A 22,021-nucleotide genomic window follows, 5' to 3' on the forward strand; every position below is an offset into this window, starting at 1 on the left:
TACATCGGTCGCGAGGTTCTCATGGCCAGACCCATTCCGCAACGAAACGTCCATGAACAAGCCTGTAACTTTTTTTCTACATGCTTGATCTTGCTCCTCTTTAGCCTTGTCTCCGGAATGTCGACAGCGGCCTGGGGGGGCGATGGCACCATCGTCGGCGCCGTCGTTTTGAAACCGGGGCCGGCAACCAAGGTTGCGGAAGCGTCAAAGATCACCGTCAATATTCCGTACACTGGTGACGACAACCACAACAACACCGCGCAGATCGAATGGGGCCTGGACGAGGTCGACTTCACCCTCGGTTCCGCCGACCTGCTCCATAACAATCTCTTCTACACCCACCAGATCACCAACCTCGACTGGGACAAAACTTACCAGATCCGCGTCACCGTCAGCGATGACGATGGCGGCGAAAACCTGGTGCAAACCCTGACCGGGGTGAAGGCCTACAATCATCTGGTTCACAACGCCGTATCCACCGGTTCGACCAGACACGAGGGCAGCTGGGGCCTGGCCGACGGCCAGTACGGCGAATTCACCTGTGCCACCTGTCATGATCGCAGCACCGGCAACATCAAGCGCATCAAGGAGACGATCACCCCACCCAACCCCGACCATCCCCTCCCCGGCAGCAGCGTCATCCTCACCGATACGCGGGAAGGCACCGCTACCTTCGGTGACGACAGCATCAAACGCACGGCCACACCGTCCAACCGCATCTGCGAGGTCTGCCATTCGGAGACCAACTACCACCGCTGCCTCAACGCCGAACAACTCGGCGGGGTCAATCACTACAACAACAAGGATTGCGTCTCCTGCCACCTGCACCGCTCGGCCTTCAAGGCGAGCTGCGACGGCTGCCACGGCAATACGGCGACCGGCGCCATCTGGCCGGACGATCCCTCGGCAGGCGCGGTCCTGCCCGACCGCGTCGGCGCCCATGTCGAGCACATGACCTCCATCGGCGACATTCTCAACGGGGCCGGTCAGGGCAGCGCCACCGTCGCCAACAAGAACGCCTCCTGCATCTTCTGTCATCCCGAAGGCGCCCATACCGGCGCTCACCTCGACGACGACCATGTCGATGTCTACATGGACGGCACCAATGGCGCCGCGCAAGGATACTATGTCTACCTGCTCGACAACCCGAGCGATCCGCGCGGCGACACCGACGGGAGTTATGACCCGGCCACCGGCACCTGCTCCCTCATCGACTGCCACGGCAACGCCCCCTACACCCCCGGCTGGTACGGCGACGACCTCCCCCCCGGCGCCGTCACCGACCTGACTGCCGCTGACAGCGCCGAGCCTGGCAGCGTCAAACTCACCTGGACCGCCCCCGGCGACGACGGCATGCTCGACGGCACCGCCTATCAGTACCAGATGCGCTACAGCACCGCGACCATCACCGAAGCCAACTTCGCCGCCGCCGCCATCGCCGGCGGCGCGCCGAGCGTTGACCGCAGGGGCAAAGCCGAAGAGATGGTCGCTTCCGGCCTGACCCCGGGGCAAAACTACTACTTCGCCCTGAAGACCGCCGACGAAGCCGGCAACTGGTCCGGGCTCTCCAACGTCGCCGGGCCGCAAACGGCCCATGTCGACGACGTCGCCCCCGTTTTCTATGGGCTCGACTCGGCCACCGCCGACGACAAGGCCGGCGCGGTCAATCTGCACTGGCAGGCCGCCATCGACCATAGTTTGCCCGTCACCTACCGCATCTGGTGGAGCAGCCATTCCCTGATGGATCATCTGGCGAGCTTGCTCACCGTCACCACCACCTACTATCCGGGGACTAACGACGAATACACGATTTACACCGCCACGACCCCGGGCCTGGCCTACCAGGTTCACGATCTCTCGGCCGGCGTCCTCTACAACTTCCTGGTGCGGGCCTACGATGCCGCAACGCCCACCAACAACGACGGCAACACCGAAATCAAAATGGCTCTGGCCGGCAAATGCTCCAGCCAGCCGCAGGATCTGCGCACCTACTATGCCAACGGCCCGTTGAGCGGCACCACAACCGATTTCGCCGCCGTGCTCGACACCAGCGGCTACACTGCCAGTGTCACGAAGATCATGGCGGCCAACGACAACATCATCTGGATCTTCGGTACCCCCTATGCCGTCAAAAAGAAAGTCACCGGCCTGAGTTTCGATATCTATGCCTACAACGGCGACCGGCAGCCACAGGTATTCAGCTACCAGTTGGGGTACGTGGATTCCGACAATACCTTCATAGCACTGGGCGATGCGCTGACCGTGAGTCTTTCGAAAAAATCCGGGCGCATCATGAAACTCCCCCTCTTCAGCTTCTCCGGAGTTATCGATGTCGGCAACCGGCTCGCCGTGCAACTCGCCTACGCCGGCGGCGCCACAATCTTGCCCACGGTCAAATTCGGCGATGCCGTCAACAAAGGGCTGCTACTGGTCAACGAGCAGAACTACAACCATGCCCCAGGCGTCTTCAACATCCTCAATCCGACAAACGGCAGCACCCAGACGGGTCTGGTCAATATCTCCTGGACCGCCGCCACGGATATGGACAATTTCGACGACGGCGTCCATTACGATGTTTACGGCTCCCTCGACGGCGGCCTGAGCTATCCCCATCAGATCGTCATCGGCACCACCGCGACCAGCGCGGTCTGGGACACCATCCGCGGCGGCGTCGGCCTCCTTGCCCCCAACACCCAGGTCCGCATCCGGGTCGAGGCGGGGGATGGCTACATGCCGGACGATATCGGCACCAATCATCGCCAGGTGACGACCGGCAACTTCACCATCGACAACACCAGCGATACCACGGCACCGGCGGCGATCGCCAACCTCCATGCCGAAACCCGGCCCAAGGCGGGAGCGGTCTACCTGACCTGGACCGCCCCCGGCGACGATGCCGACCGAGGACGGGCCGCCCGCTACGACGTGCGCTACAGCACCAGCGCCATCACCAACGAAACCCTCTTCAACGCCGCCAATGAAGCCGTCGGCGAACCGGTGCCGGGCCTGGCCGGCAGCCATCAAGGCTTCGAAGTTCTGGGGTTGGAGCCCTACACCACCTATTACTTCGCCATCAAGACGGCGGACGAAGCGGACAACTGGTCCACCCTGTCCAATTCGGTCAGCGCCGCCGGCGGCGAAAAGTGCGGCATCTGCCATAGTACCCCGCCCGACGAACCCCAGACCGCGGGCACCCATGCCGCCCACGGCTACACGAAAAAGGATTGTGCCAAGTGCCACGGCTTTGAAGCGGAATTCTTCGATGTGCGCCATCAGGACGGTCTGCTCAAGCTCGGCTGGCAGACTGACGAGCCGGTGGTCGGTACTGTCGACGGCATCAAGGTCACCTACATCCAAAATGGCGTAAAAATTTACGAGGACACCACCGGATCGGGCGGTTTCAACACCACCGGCGGCGACAACACGGATACCGGCACCTGCTTCGGCTTCGTCGGCACCAACGCCGTCGGCTGTCACGGCCCGGCCAACACCCCGCCGGTCTGGGGCACCACCACGCCGCCCCAATGCGCCGACTGCCACGGCAACCTGACCCGGACCACCGACCCCTACGGTCGGGCCTATGACGACGCGAGCCACGATGTCATGGCTTCGCCCCCCCTGGACAACGAGGGCAATAGCACCGGCAAGTTCGTCGGTCAACACGAGAAGCACCTCAACTTCTCCTTCCGTTTCTCCAAGGGAGATTCCTGTAAGCTCTGCCACCTGGACAACTACCATGCCGACGGCATCGTCGACATCAAGCTCGACCCCGTCGGTGCCGGCGAGGAAGCAAGCTGGAATGCGGGAGCCGGCGCGACCCCCGGGACCTGCGGCGGCACCTCGACCAGCGGCTGCCATGGGCCGAATCCCGTCGACCCGCCCTGGGATAGCGCCGTGCCCATCGCCTGCAACAACTGCCACGGCCATCAGGACAACCGTTTTTCCGCCGGTTCCCCCAGTTCGGTGACCGCCGATCGCACGGCGACCCTCAGCGGCAACGTCACCGGAGACGGATCAACCGTCACCATCCCGGTCAACAGCGGCTACACCATTCAGGTCGGCGACCGGGTGACCAAGGGAAATTCCTATTTCGTCGTCGCCTCCGCCAACTCAACCTCGTTGACCTTCAGCCATGCCATCCCGGTCGGCGTCAATTTCACCAGCGGCGAAGTGCTCATTTCCCGCCACATTCAGCACGCCGTCGACGGCGGCACGGTACGGGCCTGCGACTGGTGCCATGCCGAGGGGCATCCCCAGGGGAGCGGCGACGCCTCGCTGATTCTGTTGCCCAACAACCCGGCGGTGGGTATCGACTACCGTTCCGGCGGCATTCATCTGAAAAAGGTCATCAACGGCCGCACCACCCTCAACAACGGCGAACCCATTGACACCGAGGCGGAAATCTGCTGGGGCTGCCACGAAGACAACGGCATCTCCGAATGGGGTGTCAACAACAACGTCAATACCGGCGAGATGCCCTACGACTACGGGTCACTGAATCAGACCAGTTGGTACGGCGCTACCTGGACGAGCCCCAACTTCGCCTACAAGACCGGCTCGATCCAGTCGACCCACACCGCCAACTCGGTCTCCAATCCCGGTTCCAGCGCGGTGACCGGATCGTCCTTCAATTACACCGAAGCACCCGATGCCGTGGCTAAGATCCGCTGCTCCTACTGTCACGACGTTCACGACATGAACATGGCCGAGTACGACACCCAGAACGGGCAGCCTTACCTGCGCGGCACCTGGAAAGGAAACCCCTACAAAGAAGACGGAGCGCCTTGGAACAAAGACTATGCGGATGTCTTCTATAGTCCATCTGGACAAGCTAAAAACCTGTTTGGGAAAGTGCCTCGGGGCGGCACCGCTTACCGAGAACTCGGAGGCTATTTCATCGATCAGAACAGCGACTACCCGACCTCGGGCTGGACCATCTGGAACTCGGCGGGTCTCTGCGTCCTCTGCCACGGCGACGACGTGGATAACATGGACCAACTTACCGATGAAGGCCTTTGGCTTGGAACCAATGGGCACAGCAATTCAAGTATCGGTGGAACATTCGCCAACAAAGCCAACATTTTCGATTTCAGTCACGGAAGGCCGACACCAATAACCGTTGACTGGACAAACCAACCCGGCTCGGACTACAACACTCAGGTCCCCAGCATGGCCTGGATGGCACAAGGTGATCTAGGCTTGGGCGGCGGCTATCGTGGCAATGAAACAAACGCCGGCAATTATATTCCTTATGTTTATGAAACGGTTGTGGGCAAGAATTCCTTCCCCTATGCTTTCAACGACTACGACTGGGGCGTCAGTGTCGACGCCGACACCACCGATGTCATGTACCATCAGTTCTCCTGTTCAAAGTGCCACAACCCGCACGCCTCGCGGTTGCCCAAGCTGCTCATCACCAACTGCCTGGATATTCAGCACAACACCTGGGACGAGAACAAGACGACCTTGCAGACCAAATACACCAACGCTGCCCTGACCGCCGTCGATCGCAACAAATACGGCGCCTACTACGCGGCGGCGCAGAACTGCCACCGCTACGACGGTAGCCGCGCCACCGAAACCTTGAAAGGCGGCTGGAACAAGGTCTCCCCCTGGGCACCGTAACGGGGGTATGAACGGAACAAGGGGGGCGCATCGTAAGTGCGCCCCCCTTGTCTTTTCCAGAGAAATTCTACTGTTTGCTTTCCCTGTCAGTCTCCGTACATCGCCAATACTTCCGCCGAATACCCTTCCCCCTCGTAAATATAAAGCGGCGCCGCCATGGTCAGGCCAGGGCGCCCCGCCTTGCGGCCTTCGACCAGCACCAACCTCGCCCCCTCCCCCAGGCGGGAATGGACGCAGCGCAGCCGCTTCGGCTCCAGGCGAAGGCGCTGCATGGCCGACAAAATTTCGGCCAGGCGCTCGGCGAGGTGGATGAGGTAAAAGTGCCCCCCCTGTTTGAGCAGATACTGGCCGGCGGCGAGAAAATCCTCCAGCCCTCCGGCCAGTTCGTGCCGGGCGACGGCCCGCTCGTCCCCGGGGGCGATCTTGCCGGTGCCGGTGGGACGAAAGGGGGGATTGCTCAAGACCACATCGCGGGATTCGGGCGCGAGCGCACTGCGCAGATCCCGCAGATCCCGATGGAGAATGGTGATCCGCTCGGCCAGACCATTAAGAACCGCCCCGCGCCGCGCCCGATCGGCAGCCTGCTCCTGGATTTCCACGCCGACAATCGACCCGGCGGCAGTGCGGCGCGCCAGCAGCAGGGGAATCACCCCCGAGCCGGTGCCGAGATCGACCACCGACTCCCCCGCGCCGATCCGGGCGAAGGCACAGAGCAGCACCGGGTCGAGGGAAAAGCGGTAGCCGTCCCGCCGCTGGATAATCCGCAAACCGCCGCAGCGCAGATCATCAAGGGTTTCGTCGGGGGCGAGGGGAAATTCATCCATGATCATCACCGAATCTGAACGCCGTATTGCCGCCAGAGGCGCAGGCGTAACTGCGCGGCCAAGGTTGCCGTGGCCGGGTCGTTGAAGGCGAGAAAGGCCCGATAGTGAAAAAGGGCTTGCTCGCGGTCGCCGAGCTGTTCGTAAACCCTGCCGAGATTGTACCAGGGCATGGGATTGTCGAAGTTGGCCGCCGCCTGCCTGAACTCGTCCCGCGCCTCCTCCAGCCTTCCCAGTTCCAGATAGGCCGCGCCCAGGTTGTTGCGGGCGCTGGTCGAGGCGGGCGCGACCCGCGCCGCATGGCTCCACAGGGAAAGGGGCGTGGACCAGACCCGATTCTGCTGCCAGCTGAGCAGCGCGCAGGCAAAGAGCAGCAGCGCCAGCAATTGCACCGGCAGGTGATTCTTCCCGGGACACCAGCGTTCGATCACCAGCGGCGTCAGCAGCGCCAACCCGGCGAGAGGCGTATACAGATAGCGGTCGGCGGCGAAATAGGAGAGAGGCCAGAGGTTGGCGGTCGGCAGCCAGAAAAGCCCGAGCCAGAGCAGGGCGAAGGCGGCCAAAGGCCAGCGCCGCCAGGCGCGACCCAGCAGCAGAAGATAGCCGGAAACCAGCGCCAGGGCGCCCAGCACCCAGGGATCGAACCAGCCGCTGGGGGCGCCATAGACATATTCCGGCGCCAGGGCCAGGGGCCAAAGCAGCTTGCCGACCATGAAGCTCAGCGACTTGAGCGCCATGAGCAGATAGGGGGCGACGCTCCCCGGCTCCAGATAGATCGTCATCTTTGCCAGCACCGGCGCCATGGCCTGCTGGTGCAGTTCGAGCCCACCGAAACCGAAATACCAGACGCACACGGCAAGCGCCCCGGCGGCGGCGATCCCCAGGATCAGCTTGGGAAAGCGCAGCAACAGCCGGTTTTCGGGAAGAACAAAAAGCGCCTCATACCCCAGCCATAAGAGCGGCAACACCACCGCATTCTCCTTCGCCGTCCAGCCCAGCAATCCCAAAACGAAAGCGCCGGCCAACCACAGCCAGCGACGTCCGTCCGCGCGCATTCCCCGCAGATAGGCGAGGGTCGCCAGCAGGACGCAGGTCAGGGCGAGGCTGTCCTTGCGATGGGAAATGTTGGCCACAACTTCGACCGTCACCGGATGAACGAGAAAGAGCAGCCCTGCGCTCCAGGCCGCGAAGCGCCCGGCGCCCAGGCGCAGCGCCAACAGCAGCAACAGCCAGGCGTTCACGGCATGCCAGAGAATATTCTGGAGATGCCAGCCGGCGGGGTTCAGACCGAACAGGGCGTGATCGAGGAGAAAGGAGAGTTCCCGTAGCGGCCGCCCGGGATAGCTGTTTTCAAGGAACCCGGCCCAGGACTTCACATCCGGGTTGTCGACGATCACCGGAAAATCATCCAGCGTCCACTGATGGCCGAAGCTCTCGGCGTAGAGGATGAAGGCAAGGACAAGCAGAACCGGAAGGGAGCAGAGCAGACAGCGTTTTTCGGCACGAGTGGTCATGAGGTTAACCGGTAGGCAGCGGGTTGAGGCGACTTCCGATGGGCCAGCCACCAAACTCTATCAGAAATCGACCCCGTATGCCCCTTGCAAACGCGCCCGCAGTGCCTCGGCCTGCGCGCGAAACTTGGGATCGTCCAACTCCAGAAAGAGCCGGTAGTGCTTCAACGCCTGTTCCTTCATTCCGACCCGCTCGTAAATCAGCCCCAGATTATAGAGGGCGGTGGTATTGAGCGGGTTGACCGCGAGGGCCTCGGTGTAATAGTCCCGCGCCTTGAGGAGCTCCCCCTTGAGCAGATGGACGTTGCCGAGATTGTTCAAGGCGAAGGCCGAGGTGGCGCTGACCCGGTGCGCCTGGGTCCAGAGGGTTTGGGGACTTCTCCAGACCGGGATCTGCCGCCAGGAAAGCTGCGCGAGCAGAAGAACGACGGGGACTATCAGAACCACGCGCAGGGGCAGCGGCAGGCGCCCGAGAGCCAGGGCCGCCAGCAGGCAGAGTCCGGCCAGGGGCGCATAGCAATAACGGTCGGCGGCAAAATACGCCAGCGGCCAGAGGTTGGAGACCGGCAGCCAGAAAAGCCCAGCCCAGGCAAGAAGAAAAAAGACTCGGGGCGCCCGCCGCGCTGTCAGCCACAACCCGGCGGCAAAGACGGCGAGACCGAAGAGCGCCGTGAGTACCCAGGGATCGAACCAATCCATGGGCAGCGGATAGGTGTACTCCAGCGCCAGATCGACGGGCCAGAGCACCTTGCCCGCCATGAAGGTCCAAGATTTGAGAACCATCCGGTAATAGAGATCCCAGGAGACCTCGCCGAAATAGTTGGCCTTGGCTTGCAGCAGCTGCTGCATCCCCGCCAGATGCCGGGCCCTCCCGCCCTCGAAAAGATACCAGCCGAAACCCCAAGCAATCGCGGCGAAACCCGCCACCGGCCAAAGCCCGCGTCCTTCCGGCAAGATCCGCCGCCGCGACGGGACGAAGCAGCGCTGATAAACCAGAAGCAGCACCGGCAGCACCACGGCATTCTCCTTAGCCAAGAGCGCCGTCCCCCAGGCCAAAGCGGCAAGCACCACCCACCCTGCCCGCCTCTTCCGAGCGGCGCAGGCGCGGCTGAAGGCAAGAAACGCCAGCAGGCAGAAGGCCAGGGCCAGGCTGTCCTTGCGGTGGGAAAGATTGGCCACGACCTCGACGTTCAGGGGATGAACCAGAAACAGCAGCGCCCCGGCCCAGGCCACGAAACGCCCGACACGAAGGCGCCGCGCCACGAGGAAAAGCAGCCAGGCATTGAGCCCATGCCAGAAAATCTGCTGCACCCGCCAGCCCGTCGGATTCATCCCGAAGAGGGCATGATCGAGCAGAAAGCTCAACTCCCGCAGCGGCCGCCCGGGATACACGTTTTCCCAAAACCCCGCCCAGGAACGCACATCGGCATTCTCGACAATCACCGGAAAGTCGTCATAAGTCCAGGCATGGCCAAAAGTCTGGGCATAGAGGGCGAAAGCGAGGGAGAGGAAGATGAGCAGGGGGAGGAGGGTTCGAAAGGTTGGGTTATTTTTCGCCATGCGGCAAGCTCACAGGGTTTCCGCGAGGGAAGCGACTTCGCGCCAGGAAGATGAATCGAGAAAAGACTTCATGGCGTTTTTGTTAATCATATCGATAAGATAGAGAAGTTCTTGCAAATTGTCAATTCAATTGCCAATTTGCAAAAAACTCGCTTACCGTCAGCGGGATAGGCTTTAGTCAGTCAAGGATTTCCCGCCTCCGGCCGCCAAAGACCGGATAGATCGCTTCTGTTCCGATAAAAGATCAATACGGCCGCGCCGGCGATGCTGAAAACCAGACTGATTGCATAGACCAGAAGAGAGAGAGCAATCGCGTCCGCCCCGGGGACACCGGCCCGGGCAAGAAAAAAAGCGAACCCGCCCTCCCGTACCCCCAGGCCATTCAAACTGACTGGAATCAACGTCAACAATGTCACAACGGGAACCACCGCCGTCATCTGCGCGAGAGCGACCTCCATATGCAACGCCTTGGCGGCGGCGAAATAGGTGGCGACCGCCAGCAGTTGATAGACCAGGGAAGTCCAGGCCAACGGGACAAAAAGGCCGGGCCGAGTGAAATAATGCAGGGTTCCCTGCACAACGCCGACCAACCATGAAAGGATGCGGCCGCGATCCTTTATATCAGACAAAGCCGTGCGCACAGGAAGGTAAGCTAGAGGGGCCAGCAACAGCAACCACAAAAAGATGCCACATCCGACAAATAGACCCGCGAACGTCGGGCCAATAACCGACGGCGCCAATAAAATGCCGCAAAACCCGACCAGCACCAAGGCCAGAAGACCGGAAAAGCGTTCCGCCAAGACCGAATTCACCCCTACCCGGTAATTTCCACACTCTTTTCCGACCAGAAACATTCGCGCGGCATCGCCGCCAACGGAAGTGGGTAAAAAATTGTTGAAAAAGTACCCCAGCAGATAAAACCCGGCAAGCGTCGAAAAGGTACATTCTTGTCCGTCGGAAAGCAGTAACCGCCGCCATTTGAGGCAGGAGATAGCAAAGGCCAACAGGGCAAGAGCCAGGGATAAAAACCAGAAGACCCAATCGACGCCAAAGAACGCCACCTTCAGCCTGGCAGGCTCCGCATAGATCACCAGGAAAAGGAGGATTACAAAGCTGATGACGGCTTTAATTATGAACTGGAGGGGTTTCATTCGATTTTCATTGCCACAATCTGCATCCGGCCCCCGATACGCAAGCACTTTTGCAAAAGGGTCAAGGGTAAAAACATGCCAAGGGCAACGGGGTTTTTAAGATTGAAAAATCGATATAGCGAAAAATCGGGGTGAAGGGAGTGCAGCATATTGCGGGTGCTCCCAACCCAGTCGTTCGGTGCAATTTCAAAACGAACTGAATTAATCTGAAAGCCACAATCGTTCAACTGCCTCTGCAAGGTCGATACGGAAAAAACAACTTGGTGCCTGGGGACATCTAAATCATGCCAAAATTCTTTGAACAACCGTCTGTTGAGACTGTCGAAGTTGGGAGTCGAGATATGCAAAAAACCACCAGGTTTCAGCCATGTCCGGATTTTCTCCAGCGCCGCCCTGGGTGAAGGGAAATGTTCGATAACGTGCCGAAGAACGACCGCATCAAACATCTTTCCGGGAAAAGGGGCATCAAAAACCGTACCCCGATAAACGTCGAGCCCGTACTCGCGATGCGCCTTTTCCGCCGCGTGAAGACTCGGCTCCAAGCCGGTCACTTCTAAACCACGATCACGAAGGGCTGTCAGCAATTCACCAGCAGCGCATCCGACCTCCAAAACCCTAGCCCCTGGGAGTAAAGAACCGGCGATACCAGCAGCCTCGCGCCTTCGAAGAACCGTACGGAGATAGCCAACGACGCCGCGATCCGACGCGAACGGACTGTATTCCTCCGGATAAAAATCCGCCATCGACGATTCGTCGGGCCTGGGGTTGAGATAGACCAAACCGCATTCCCGGCACTGAACCACCGGGAAAGTTCCCGGCAATCCATGCAGCCGGTCCCGTCCCTCGAAAAGAAGGTCGTAATTATCCGCGCCGCACAAATCGCAGTTTACATGTTCAAAGTTCATATGACGGCACCCGCGACTCAATCAGCGGACAAAGGCCTTCTTGCGACAAAAATCTCGTTATAGAGGTGCACCAAACTCCGTGCCGCCACATCCCAGCCATGTTCGGACACTGCCCTTGCCCGCGCCGCCCCGGCGAGTCTCCTCCGCTGAGACTCATCCCTTCCGAGTTTCTCGACCGCTTCGGCAAAAGCGCCCACATCGCCCGGCGGCACCAGCACCCCGGTTTCTCCCAAAATCTCGCGATTCACTGGGTTGTCAAAAGCGATCACCGGCAACCCGCAGGCCATATAATTCAGAATCTTGCCATTGGCTTCGCTGTCGGACATTTTCGGGGCCAGGGCCAGATCCCCGAGATTCAGATATTCGGCCGCCCGGCTGTATTCGATCCGTCCAGTAAAGGTGACGCGCTCGTCAAGGCCAAGCTCTTCGGCCCGCCGACGATAGCCCTCTTCCGGATAACCCATGAGCAGGCAATAAACCTCATGTCCGTCAGCCCGCAAAGCGCCAATCGCTTCAAGGAGCATATCGACCCCCTGATGCTCGCTCATGACCCCCATAAAAACCGCTATCAACCTGTCTTGCGGTAAATTAAGCTCTCGGCGCAGACCAGACACCTCCAAACCCGGCCGGAAGATCTCAACATCGACACCATCGGCCACCACCGAGACGATTTCAGCGGGGATGGCGAAATCTTCGATCAGAATTCGGGCGGAGGGACCGGCACTGCACACCGTTCGATCCGCACGGCGCACGATCCAGCCTTCCAGAAAACGGAAGACGCGATACAACCAAGAACCTCTTCTGATGAAGCGATGCTCGACCAGTTCCCCCGTCAGGCTCCCCTGGCAATCGAAAACCATGGGGATACCGAAGAGCATCTTAAGCAGAAAACCAACCAAAGCACCTTCGTGAAGGTGGGCATGTATCAGGTCCGGTGACAACTCGCGGATGGCCTTAAAGGCCGTGAAAAACAGGAGGAGGTCCAGATAAAATTTGTGCCACGACGGCCCGGCCGACAACTTTCGATACCAGGGGATGCGGGGAATGCGCCATGTTGGTATATCGCCCAGATCACGGCCCAAGTGATAGGTGCAGATCCGGACATCGTGCCCTAAAATCCTGAGCGCCTTGGCTTCTTCATAAATACGCACATGACAGCCCCTATCCGCGAAATACGGGGTCGGCGCGAGCATCAGTATTTTCAACTTTTTCGTCGTATTCATTTGATGAGAACGTACGTTTCCGATAGGGAAAACATCGGCCGGAATCGACTCTTGATTTCGCCATCCATCTCGCCGCTGATAATTGATGTGATTTTCCAATTCGTATAAAGCCAGATCCGGCGATGTTCGGTTTTCAAAAGAGCATCAAGCTTCACGGGCGAATCGATATGCCGGTAAGGATATCCGGCCTTTTCCTTCGCGGGGAACTCCGAATACCCTATCGTTCCCCCGTTCATTTTTTCCCGCAGAAAATAATCCACCGGGCGCCCGAGGTAGAACGCAGAGAGGGCGGGTTCCGTCGAAATAATTATATCCCCGGGCAACAGCCGTTCGCGGATGAATTCGTGCGCCGGGCGCTGATCCACAAATTTGAAATAGCTGCCGAATGCTTTGTTCAGATCGAGATTTTCCAGAACGAATAGGTGAATCAGGGCAAGGATCACGACCAGCCCCATCGGCAAGGGGGCGGGAATCGATGCCCATCCTGCGCGGTTGCGTACAACGCTGGCCAAGCGACGTAACCACCAAGACAGTGATGCCGCAACCGCAACGATGCCTAAAGGATAAATATTACTCAGGTAACGGGGATTGTCGCCGGAGGAGAAGATGGTCAAAAAGAGCAGCAACCCGACAAATCCCAGAAAATACAGGGTCCAGCAGCGATTCCGTTCTCGCAAAAGAGGGTACATCCCCAAAATAAGCAGCGTCATACCCAACGGGGTCGTCTGGCGAAACCACTCGTAAAAGGCCGCCCTGTTTTCGAGTCCGAATAATTGCAGGGGGATGGCGGAGTAATTGACGAAAGCCGTCGCCGGGCGGAACACCAGACAAAAATAACCAACGACGGCGACAGCCACGCACCCCAGCCAGAAACTTCTTTGCCAAAAAGATCGGCGCCCCCCCAGCAACAGGGCCAGGGCGAAAACCGGCAAAAGTTCGAAGGCAAATTCGTGCGTGCCGATGGCTCCCAGGGTGGCCAACAGCAGCCACTTGCCCGCGCCGGGACGCCGGGCGATGAAATATTCCCCCGCCCAGTAGACCGCCGCCACGAAAAAGAACTGGAACGGCAGGTAAAAGCGGGCCATGGAAGCATAAAGATTTTCAAAGGCGGAGAAGCCGAGAAACAAAACGGCGAGCCATCCTGCCGTTTTTCCCGCCGCCCGAGTTCCCATGGCATAAACCACGGGCAGCAGCAGGGCACTGAAGATAATACCGACCAGTCGCGTCGAGACCGGCGATACCTCGGCGAAAAAAAGCGGGATCGCCATCAGGTAATGACCGAGGAGCGACCGCCAGTACAAGGTGCCGTTTTCGGCGAAAGGCAAACCGGTTGCGACGATTGAACGCATGACACCGATGCTGCCGATTTCATCCTCATGGTAGGGATAGTTGGGGGCATGGTAGATGCGCAAGCCTACCACCAGCAGCATGAAGAGAAACAAAAGCGCCCGCTCCCAGCGGGACATGGCGGAAGTATCCATGGGGATCACCGCGCCCCTCCCCCTTGCGGCACCAGGGGATAAAGTATGCGGTACAACGCCTCCGCTTGAGGATCGGGGACGGGCGTTCGCCGCAGATACTGTTCGAGGGCAAGAAAAGCCTCGGGGTACTTCCGGCGGGCCATCTGAATTTTGTAGATCTCCCACCAGCCTTTGTAGCGTTGCGGTTCCATCTCGACCAGCAACCGTGCCTCGGAAAGGATGGTGTCGTCGGCGCGGGAGTCAGGCAGCTCGTATTGGGCCAGCCAGTCGGCCGACACGGCATCGCTGCGCACGAAAATCAGCGCCGAAACATCGGCAAAGACCAACCGCCATTCGGGATCCTTACGCAGCAGGTCGATGATCGGGTAATGCTGGCCGGTGTCCACGGTACAGGCCTTGGTGACCACGGTTTTCACGTCGAACTTCTCGAATATCCCTTCCCAGCCGGGATGCCCGGACATGACCCGCCAGCCGTAACTGAACATTTCCGCCGAATTCTGCCGCGCATCCCAGAAAACCCGATGCTCCGGGTAGAGGGTCCAGGCCAGATAGCCCCCCCAGTCGTAGGTGTTGTAGATATTGGCGGGAAGGCGATGCTCTTTCACGAACTCGGCCACCGCCACGGGAAAATGCCAGGTGCGCAAGCCGGTGCGGAAGAGGCCGTAGGTGTGATAGGCCGGCAAGGCGTAATGGATGAAGATCGCGGCGGCCGCCAGGGTCGCGGCCCAGCGCAAGACCGATTTAACCCCAAGGGGGAAGCGAGAGAAAATCCAGGCCGCCGCGCTGTCGGCATAGACCGGCAGCATCGCCGACATGGCGAAGAAGAAAAACGAGGTATGGCGGCTGAGTTGCTGCCCCATGATCGCCAGGCCCCCCACCAGGCAGAGATCGGTCAACGTCAGCCGTCGCCGGCCCAAAGCCATCAGTACGGCGGTCAGGGCCAGACTCAAATAGAAATAGGGATCGGAAGAGAAGGTCGTTGGCCGCCAGTCCATGTTGAAAACCTGGGCGATGGGCGCCCCCTCCTTGCCGCCGCCGAGCTGGTGGGCCGAGAAGAGAGTATCGATGAATTCCCGGGTGTAGGGAGTGAAGAGAAAACCGAGCAGCACCAGGCCGACCACGAGCCACAGCCTTTTATAGGCGGCACGGGAGAGAGTGGATTTGCCCTGCGTAAGCGCCCCGCCCTCCCCGACCAGATAGGCCGCAAGAATCGGCACCGCCAGAATCGCCCCGGCATGGAGGTTGACCCAGAGGAGCATCAGCGGGAAGAGGAGAAAGACCAGCTTTCCCCCTTGGCGGCGGTGGCGTTCGAGAACGAGGACAAAGAGAGCGAAGAAGAGAAAGGTCCAGAGTTGCGGCCGCGCCGTCCACCCTCCCCGGCTCAGCCAGAAGGGGGTCAGAAGCAGCAGCATGGACGGCCAAGACGCCCCCCGGACTCGGGCCGCCCACAGCAGCACCAGGGCCGTGCCGCCCAGGGCCAATCCCTTGATGACGCTCAGGGCATGGTAGCCGCCGAGTCGATGGCCGAAATAGAGGATGAGATCGTGCAGCCAGCAATGCTCGAAACGGGGAACATCCGCCGCCAGGGTGAAGAGATCGGTATGGATGAAACTCTTTGTTTCGACCATGTACTTGCCCGACTGCAACTGCCAGAAGGTGTCGAAGTCGTGAATGACCGTCGTCGCCACCCCGAGGATGGTCAAAAGCGCGGCAAAGAGCAGCAGTTTTCCTACGCGGTCAATCAAAATTCACCCTGTTCGCTGAAATGTGAGTGTTCTCTGGTTTACCCGGTAGGGGCGCAGCATGCTGCGCCCTGCCCCTTCGCGTTGGCCCGACCTTGGGCGCAGCATGCTGCGCCCCTACGTAACGGGTGCAATTTACGGTACCGGGCGACACATTCATCGCCCGCCTTGCCACAATCGCGCCGCCATCCGCCCGAATCCAAACATCCGGTCCCATGTAGGGGCGCAGCACGCTGCGCCTTGTCCCTTCGCGTTGTCCCAACCTTGGGCGCAGCATGCTGCGCCCCTACGAATCGGCACGAATTCCGATTGATTTCGAATGGTTACGCGCCAACACGGCATCAATCAAAATTCACCCTGTCGCGAACGATATAGATCGGCTTGTCCTGGGTTTCGTGATAGGTGCGGGTGACGATTTCACCGAGCAGGCCCATCACCACCAGCTGCACCCCGGAAAAGAGCAGAAAAGCGGTGAGAATCAACAAAGGGTTGCGATTCATGGGCAGGCCGTCAAACCACTTCATGTACAGGGTCGCCATGCCCGAGAACGTTCCTCCCGCGAAAATCCATATCCCCCATTTACCGAAGAGCTGCATGGGCCGGGTCGAATATTTGAGCATGAACTTGACGGTGATCAGATCGAGAATCACCCGCAGGGTACGATCGATGCCGTATTTGCTCGCGCCAGCCAGACGCGGACGATGATTGACCGGAAGTTCGGCGACATTGGCCCCGACCTGACTGGCCAGGGCCGGCACGAAGCGGTGCATCTCGCCATAGAGATTGATCTGGCTGAGCACCTCGCGCCGGTAGGCCTTGAGTGTGCAACCGTAGTCGTGCAGATGCACCCCAGTCATGCGTGAAATCAGGCGGTTGGCCAGCACCGACGGCAAGCGGCGGCTGAACAGCCTGTCGCGGCGATCCTTGCGCCAGCCGGAAACCACATCGAAACCATCATCAATCTTCGCCAAGAGGCGCGGGATATCGGCGGGGTCGTTCTGCAAATCGCCGTCCATGGGAACGATGACATCCCCCCGGGCGGCATCGAAACCGGCGGCCATGGCAGCGGTCTGGCCGAAATTGCGACGCAGGCGAATCACCCGCACTCGGGGATCGGCCAGGGCCAGTTCCCGGGCGACGGCGAAGGAATCATCGGCGCTACCATCATCCACCAGCAGCAGTTCGTAACCGAGACTCGTCCCGGCCAGCGCCGCGACGACTTCAGCGTACAAAGGACGTAAATTGGGGGATTCGTTATAGACGGGAACGACGATGGAAAGATCCATGCGGAAAAAGTCCTCTTGTTACATTTAATGAATGGTTCCCCCTTTGACAAAGTGGGGTCAGGGGGATTTCAGGTCACCAAAGCAAATCCCCCTCGGTCCCCCTTTTCCAAAGGGGGAGGCCCTTAGAAAGTCTTCCGCACCTTCACTTCCCAGCGGTGCTCATTGCGTTTCGCCTCGTCGTTGTAGGCGGTACGCATGCCGTAACTGTAGTCGAAGCTGACCATGAACTTGGCGAAATTCACGCCGGCGGTGAGGGTGCAGAGGTATTCGTCGAAGTCTTCCGGCTGATAGACCCGGTAACGGCCGCGCAAGCCGAGCAGGGTGCTGTAGGTCGGGTAGAGCTCGGCGCCGAGCAGCAGGCTGTACATCGAGCGGCTGTCGCCATCCACCGCGATGTTCTTCTCGTACTCAATTTCCTCGCGCAGCTCCATGAACTTGCGCAGGGTGCCGGTGCTCCGGAAAAAGCTGTAACGGTATTCCTGGGTAGCGAAAATCTGCTGGGTCGAACCCTCATCGCCATCCTGCCAGTAATAATCGAGATCGGCCTTGGCTTCCCAGATCCGTCCGGGAGAATAGCGCAACGAACTGTTGTGGTAAAAGGTTTTATCGACATTGGTCACCCCTTCGGGATTGCCGAGATTCTCGCTGCCGATATTCACCCCACTGAGCCCATCGCCGTAGGCAAGTTCGTTGCGCATCCGCGCCAGAAACTTATGGCGATCGTAACGCATACTGTGGCGCAGCATGACCTGATCATCGCTCCCATCTTCCGTGGAAAGATAGTCGTAAATAATTTCGAAACGATTGCTAAGGGGACGACTCGCCCTGTGATCGGCGAACCATGACGTGGTTGAACGCAGGACGCTGCCGTCGCGACGGGCGCGACCGCTGTTGGAACCGGTCAGGCTGGTGTCGCCGACGATATCGATGTAGCGGGTCACCGAGGTGTCGGTCGTTCCCGAACCGACAACCAGCCGCTGTTCGATGCCAGTACGCAGGGCGCTGGTGGGCATCCCTTCGAGGCGACCGAGCACCTGGTTTTCCCAGTATTCCACATCGGCGCCGTCCTCGGCGGTGCCGTCGATGCGGGTCAGGGAGTAGGAAGTGAACCAGTCCACCGGCGGCCGGTGGGCGCGATTGGTGAAATACTCGAAGCCGCTCGAAACGCCGTAGCCCTTCCCCTGATTCCCCGTCTTCCATTCCGCCTCGAAGCGCGGGGTGAGCTGCTGGGCGCGGGTGCGATGCAGATCGGCGCTGGCGGCGAAATAGACATCCCCTTCGTCTTCCCGCAGGCTGCGGTCATAGCTGACTTGGGTTTCGCGGGCGGCGATCATGCGCATCCGGTAGGCGGTGTCCTTGCTCAGTTCATGCTGAAAAAAGACCGGCACCTCGATGTTCTTTTCGATGGTGCTTTCATCGGTGGTACGAGAGAAGGTGGGAAAGGCCGATGCCCGCCAGTCGCGGCGGGCGGCCACGGCAAAAAGGTTGTAGTTGTAGGTACGCTCGGGAACTTCCCCGAGGCTGTTACGGTTGGAAACGATATACGAGGCATCCGTCGAGATCTTGATCCAGTTGGTGAAGTTAATCCACTGCCGGGTCATGGCATGGTCGACGGTGCCGAGCATGTAGGTGGTTTCCTGATAGTTTTCCAGCTCGTCCTCAAAGTCGGTGTAATCGTAAAGCCGATAATGAAACCAGTTGTCTTTCTTGTTGAGGGAAACAAAGGCCAGGTTGCGGGTGCGGTAGTGCTGGGGGGTGTCGTTGTTCAGATCGCGCACGTAATCTTCGCGATAGTCAATCAGAAGGCGCGGCACCTGGGAAAGAATTTCCCGGTATTTACCCAGATAGCTGCCGTTACGGATGCCGACCATCAGGGTCGCCCCGGTCTGCACATACTGCCCCCCGTACATGCCGCCGATCATGTAGGGGTCGATGATGTCGTAGTCGAGATTTTGACTGTCGTAATCCCAAGTCGGCAGACGCATGTCATGGGAATAGAGGTGCAGATTGAAGGGAAGCCCGCCGGGGGCGAGCAGCAGATCGCCGCGATAAAGAAACTTCAGCTCATCGGTGTCAAAATCCTGGCCGTCAAAGGAACTGTCAACGGAAGACCACTGGGCGCCGAGCCCCAGGTCGTAGCGACCGGCGCGGCCGCCGCTGATGAGGCCGCTCTTTTCGTAGAGAAGGGAGTAAAGCTGGGTGAAATGGGATGCATCGGCGACTGTTTTGCCATCCTCCTTGGCTGCATAATCGGCATAGCGCCACTCGACCAGACCGGAAACTTCGGCCAAGGCAGAGGCGCCGCAGAGAAGCGACAGAAAAAAAAAGAGGATTACAAAGCGCATAAAACCGCTCTGACATTGGCAAAAAAGGGAGTGGATAGAAGCCCATTTTTCGAAAAATCGGAACGCGCAAATTCTTTGGGAATTGGCCCGATGTCTGTCACCCCACCGGCCCGCAGCCCCAGTTTTTACGCCCCCCAGGGCCGTAGCCCTGGGGGAGTGGGTCGAAGCTTATTTGTTGTGACAGGTCAAGCAGAGAGCTGAACCCGTATTGTCAGCCGCCAAGAATGGCTCATGATCATTGTCATGTACGTCATGACAACTTGAACACCACATTACACCACTACCATATAGTGGCAGGGTTCCTACAACAGGCTTACCATTGGCATCGGTGCCATCGGCGTGAAAACCGGAATCGACCTTAACAACAGAGTTGTAAACCATGCCAATCGGGTGGTCATCATGAAGGTCAGTTCCGATGTTGGCAGTAGCGACCATTGTTGCCGTAAAAGTAGTAACAGCGGCCTGTCCTGTCGTTGTGTTTGGAGGGTTCTGCAATGCGTCCGTCAAACTTGAACCATCGTGGCAGGAAAGACACAAGGGGGCGTCAGATGCAACGATAATATCATCGACATTTGTCTCTTTAGTGTAACTTTCGATAGTTGCACTATTGTAGTAATTGGTGATGTCATCGATGCTATCAACTGATAGTGACCTATTCCATAACGGAGCGTTGTCGTGAGGCAAAGCCTTATGTGGCGTGTGACAAAAGACACATATTTCATCATAATCTGTATTTTCAGCTTTCAATGTAGTAGTAGAACCTGTTGAAAGGTCATGTTTGGTATTCTTGATCGTCACAATCGCTAGGGATTGGGTGGCAAACAGCGTTAGTCCTGCTGCCACCAACAACATGAAGATCCTCATTTTTCTACCTCCTTTGAAAAGGTGTGGCCATGGCCACGTGGGTTGGGGAATCCTTCTCTCACCGAGACAAGGAGTGACAGCGAAACAATTTCACGTACCTTTATATGCAAAAAAACGACCATCTTTTTATATTGCTTTCTAGGCACTTAGATTGCGGCCCAATGCTTCTAACCGGACATAAATATAGGACAAAACCACAAAACCGACTCAACTACCACCTGAGGTTTTTTGACTTATCCCGTCAAATAACGGAACAGAATCGTGCTGAAAAGCGTGGCCGCACCAAGAGTCCTATCGGCAAAAAAAACGTAAAATTAAGGGGCGCACAAAGTGCACCCCTTAATTTTACAAATCGCTGATCATAAAGGCGACTTAACTACCTAAAGCGCCTTTGTCGTTCTATCCCGCAAAGCAACCTATTCAACCGGCTGTTCCTTGAGATAAGCATCATTGAGATACTGCCAGATGGCGAAACGGCGGCCGATCTGATCCACCACATAAATCTGATCTTTTTTATCCACCCAAATCCCAGCCGGAAGCATCAGAGACAGCGGGTGAGAAGCTTTTCCTCCACCGGTAAAAAGCAGCAGTCGCCCCTCAGGATTGTACGTCAACATCGCTTTTTTACGGGCATCAGTGATGTACAGATTGCCGTTGCTGTCGATGGCGATTCCCTTGGGCATCTCGAAATTCGACTGCAAATCCCCCCGCTCGCCAAACTTGCGCAAAAACTTGCCTTCGGCGTCGAAAACCTGGACCCGGGCATTGAACATATCCGCCACATAGAGATTGCCGTTTTTATCGACCGCCATCCCCTGCGGGCTGTAGAAATTACCGTCCTGCGGCCCCCAGTCGCCAAAGGAGCGAAGATGTTTGCCCTGCATATCAAATACGGCAATTCGGTGTGCACGAGCGTCGGAAACGTAGATCCGGTCGCGCGCCTCGTCCAGAGCTACGAAGGTGGGATGATCTAATAACTCGGGCCCACCAATGGAAAAAAGCGGTGTGTCATCAGGTGCAAACACCAGTACCGTCTTGCCGGCGGCGTCGGCGACAAAAAGTCGACCAGTGCTGTCCATCGCCATCCCGAAAGGCGTGCGAATGGATCCCGTGTTTTTAAAGGGATATACCGAGCGTTTATTGAGGTCATAGACGATAACCTGTCGTTGATCGACATCGGATATAAAAATCCGTCCATCTCCGGAAGAAGCAACACCGAAAGGGCGTTTAAAAACCGGCACAGGTTGACCACCAAGGATCGATTGGGTCATCTTTTCACTTGCAGTCTTCGGCATCTGATCCAAAGACCTATAAGTACCAATCCACTCCAGCTTAGGCGGATTGGGAGGCGGTGGCCAAAGCACCCGAGTCTTTGTTTCTTTCGCAGAGCAGCCGCCAAGGAAGATCATAACGGTAAACAACAGAAACAATCGAGTGACGGGCTTTTTCATATGGTCTTTCATCTCCACCTCTTTTCTTTATTTTCAATAGGTTAACAAATCAACGA

General features: G+C 58.5%; 13 protein-coding genes. 1 reads left to right on the forward strand and 12 read right to left on the reverse strand.

Annotated elements, in window-relative coordinates; genetic code table 11:
• Window positions 1-117: 117 nt before the first annotated feature.
• Window positions 118-5,625, forward strand: coding sequence for a cytochrome c3 family protein (locus tag BQ4888_RS17080; RefSeq protein WP_170232932.1), 5,508 nt, complete (start codon window positions 118-120; stop codon window positions 5,623-5,625).
• Between the two features lie 86 nt (window positions 5,626-5,711).
• On the opposite strand, the gene BQ4888_RS17085 is transcribed toward BQ4888_RS17080, so the two are convergent.
• The 12 genes from BQ4888_RS17085 to BQ4888_RS17140 form a co-directional block, all read right to left on the reverse strand.
• The gene (locus BQ4888_RS17085; protein WP_170232933.1) at window positions 5,712-6,449 is read right to left on the reverse strand and encodes a tRNA1(Val) (adenine(37)-N6)-methyltransferase; all 738 of its coding nucleotides are present in this window, start codon (window positions 6,447-6,449) and stop codon (window positions 5,712-5,714) included.
• A 5-nt stretch (window positions 6,450-6,454) separates the two neighbouring features.
• Entirely contained in the window at window positions 6,455-7,960 is a 1,506-nt protein-coding gene (locus BQ4888_RS17090) for a tetratricopeptide repeat protein (RefSeq protein ID WP_092058902.1), read from the reverse strand.
• A 60-nt stretch (window positions 7,961-8,020) separates the two neighbouring features.
• Window positions 8,021-9,517 (reverse strand): tetratricopeptide repeat protein, encoded by a 1,497-nt coding sequence (locus tag BQ4888_RS17095; RefSeq protein WP_092058904.1) that lies wholly within the window; start codon window positions 9,515-9,517, stop codon window positions 8,021-8,023.
• 182 nt (window positions 9,518-9,699) lie between these two features.
• A complete protein-coding gene (locus tag BQ4888_RS17100; protein ID WP_092058906.1) occupies window positions 9,700-10,668 on the reverse strand; it encodes a lysylphosphatidylglycerol synthase transmembrane domain-containing protein in 969 nt (322 codons plus the stop codon).
• On the reverse strand, window positions 10,665-11,573 hold the full coding sequence (locus BQ4888_RS17105) for a class I SAM-dependent methyltransferase (protein ID WP_092058908.1): 909 nt from the start codon (window positions 11,571-11,573) through the stop codon (window positions 10,665-10,667). Before BQ4888_RS17105 ends, BQ4888_RS17100 begins: the two co-directional genes overlap by 4 nt.
• 17 nt (window positions 11,574-11,590) lie before the next feature.
• Window positions 11,591-12,796 (reverse strand): glycosyltransferase family 4 protein, encoded by a 1,206-nt coding sequence (locus BQ4888_RS17110; protein ID WP_092058910.1) that lies wholly within the window; start codon window positions 12,794-12,796, stop codon window positions 11,591-11,593.
• The gene (locus BQ4888_RS17115) at window positions 12,793-14,277 is read right to left on the reverse strand and encodes a glycosyltransferase family 39 protein (protein WP_140396697.1); all 1,485 of its coding nucleotides are present in this window, start codon (window positions 14,275-14,277) and stop codon (window positions 12,793-12,795) included. Before BQ4888_RS17115 ends, BQ4888_RS17110 begins: the two co-directional genes overlap by 4 nt.
• A 5-nt stretch (window positions 14,278-14,282) precedes the next feature.
• The gene (locus tag BQ4888_RS17120) at window positions 14,283-16,022 is read right to left on the reverse strand and encodes a hypothetical protein (RefSeq protein ID WP_092058914.1); all 1,740 of its coding nucleotides are present in this window, start codon (window positions 16,020-16,022) and stop codon (window positions 14,283-14,285) included.
• A 338-nt stretch (window positions 16,023-16,360) separates the two neighbouring features.
• Window positions 16,361-17,305, reverse strand: a complete 945-nt coding sequence (locus BQ4888_RS17125) for a glycosyltransferase family 2 protein (RefSeq protein ID WP_092058916.1) — start codon at window positions 17,303-17,305, stop codon at window positions 16,361-16,363.
• 122 nt (window positions 17,306-17,427) lie between these two features.
• Window positions 17,428-19,650, reverse strand: a complete 2,223-nt coding sequence (locus BQ4888_RS17130) for a hypothetical protein (RefSeq protein WP_092058918.1) — start codon at window positions 19,648-19,650, stop codon at window positions 17,428-17,430.
• A 168-nt stretch (window positions 19,651-19,818) separates the two neighbouring features.
• Window positions 19,819-20,514: a cytochrome c3 family protein gene (locus BQ4888_RS17135; protein ID WP_092058920.1), complete on the reverse strand. Its 696-nt coding sequence runs from the start codon at window positions 20,512-20,514 to the stop codon at window positions 19,819-19,821.
• A 416-nt stretch (window positions 20,515-20,930) separates the two neighbouring features.
• A complete protein-coding gene (locus BQ4888_RS17140; RefSeq protein WP_092058922.1) occupies window positions 20,931-21,977 on the reverse strand; it encodes an SMP-30/gluconolactonase/LRE family protein in 1,047 nt (348 codons plus the stop codon).
• Between the last annotated feature and the right edge of the window lie 44 nt (window positions 21,978-22,021).

This window comes from Desulfuromonas acetexigens (assembly GCF_900111775.1).
GTDB lineage: Bacteria > Desulfobacterota > Desulfuromonadia > Desulfuromonadales > Trichloromonadaceae > Trichloromonas > Trichloromonas acetexigens.

Bases quoted from the DNA above. Each gene is read 5' to 3' on its own strand.
- BQ4888_RS17110 (WP_092058910.1), bottom strand. From the start codon at position 12,796: ATGAATACGACGAAAAAGTTGAAAATACTGATGCTCGCGCCGACCCCG.
- BQ4888_RS17095 (WP_092058904.1), bottom strand. From the start codon at position 9,517: ATGGCGAAAAATAACCCAACCTTTCGAACCCTCCTCCCCCTGCTCATC.
- BQ4888_RS17100 (WP_092058906.1), bottom strand. From the start codon at position 10,668: ATGAAACCCCTCCAGTTCATAATTAAAGCCGTCATCAGCTTTGTAATC.
- BQ4888_RS17130 (WP_092058918.1), bottom strand. From the start codon at position 19,650: ATGCGCTTTGTAATCCTCTTTTTTTTTCTGTCGCTTCTCTGCGGCGCC.
- BQ4888_RS17085 (WP_170232933.1), bottom strand. From the start codon at position 6,449: ATGGATGAATTTCCCCTCGCCCCCGACGAAACCCTTGATGATCTGCGC.
- BQ4888_RS17140 (WP_092058922.1), bottom strand. From the start codon at position 21,977: ATGAAAGACCATATGAAAAAGCCCGTCACTCGATTGTTTCTGTTGTTT.
- BQ4888_RS17105 (WP_092058908.1), bottom strand. From the start codon at position 11,573: ATGAACTTTGAACATGTAAACTGCGATTTGTGCGGCGCGGATAATTAC.
- BQ4888_RS17135 (WP_092058920.1), bottom strand. From the start codon at position 20,514: ATGAGGATCTTCATGTTGTTGGTGGCAGCAGGACTAACGCTGTTTGCC.
- BQ4888_RS17080 (WP_170232932.1), top strand. From the start codon at position 118: ATGTCGACAGCGGCCTGGGGGGGCGATGGCACCATCGTCGGCGCCGTC.
- BQ4888_RS17090 (WP_092058902.1), bottom strand. From the start codon at position 7,960: ATGACCACTCGTGCCGAAAAACGCTGTCTGCTCTGCTCCCTTCCGGTT.
- BQ4888_RS17125 (WP_092058916.1), bottom strand. From the start codon at position 17,305: ATGGATCTTTCCATCGTCGTTCCCGTCTATAACGAATCCCCCAATTTA.
- BQ4888_RS17115 (WP_140396697.1), bottom strand. From the start codon at position 14,277: ATGGATACTTCCGCCATGTCCCGCTGGGAGCGGGCGCTTTTGTTTCTC.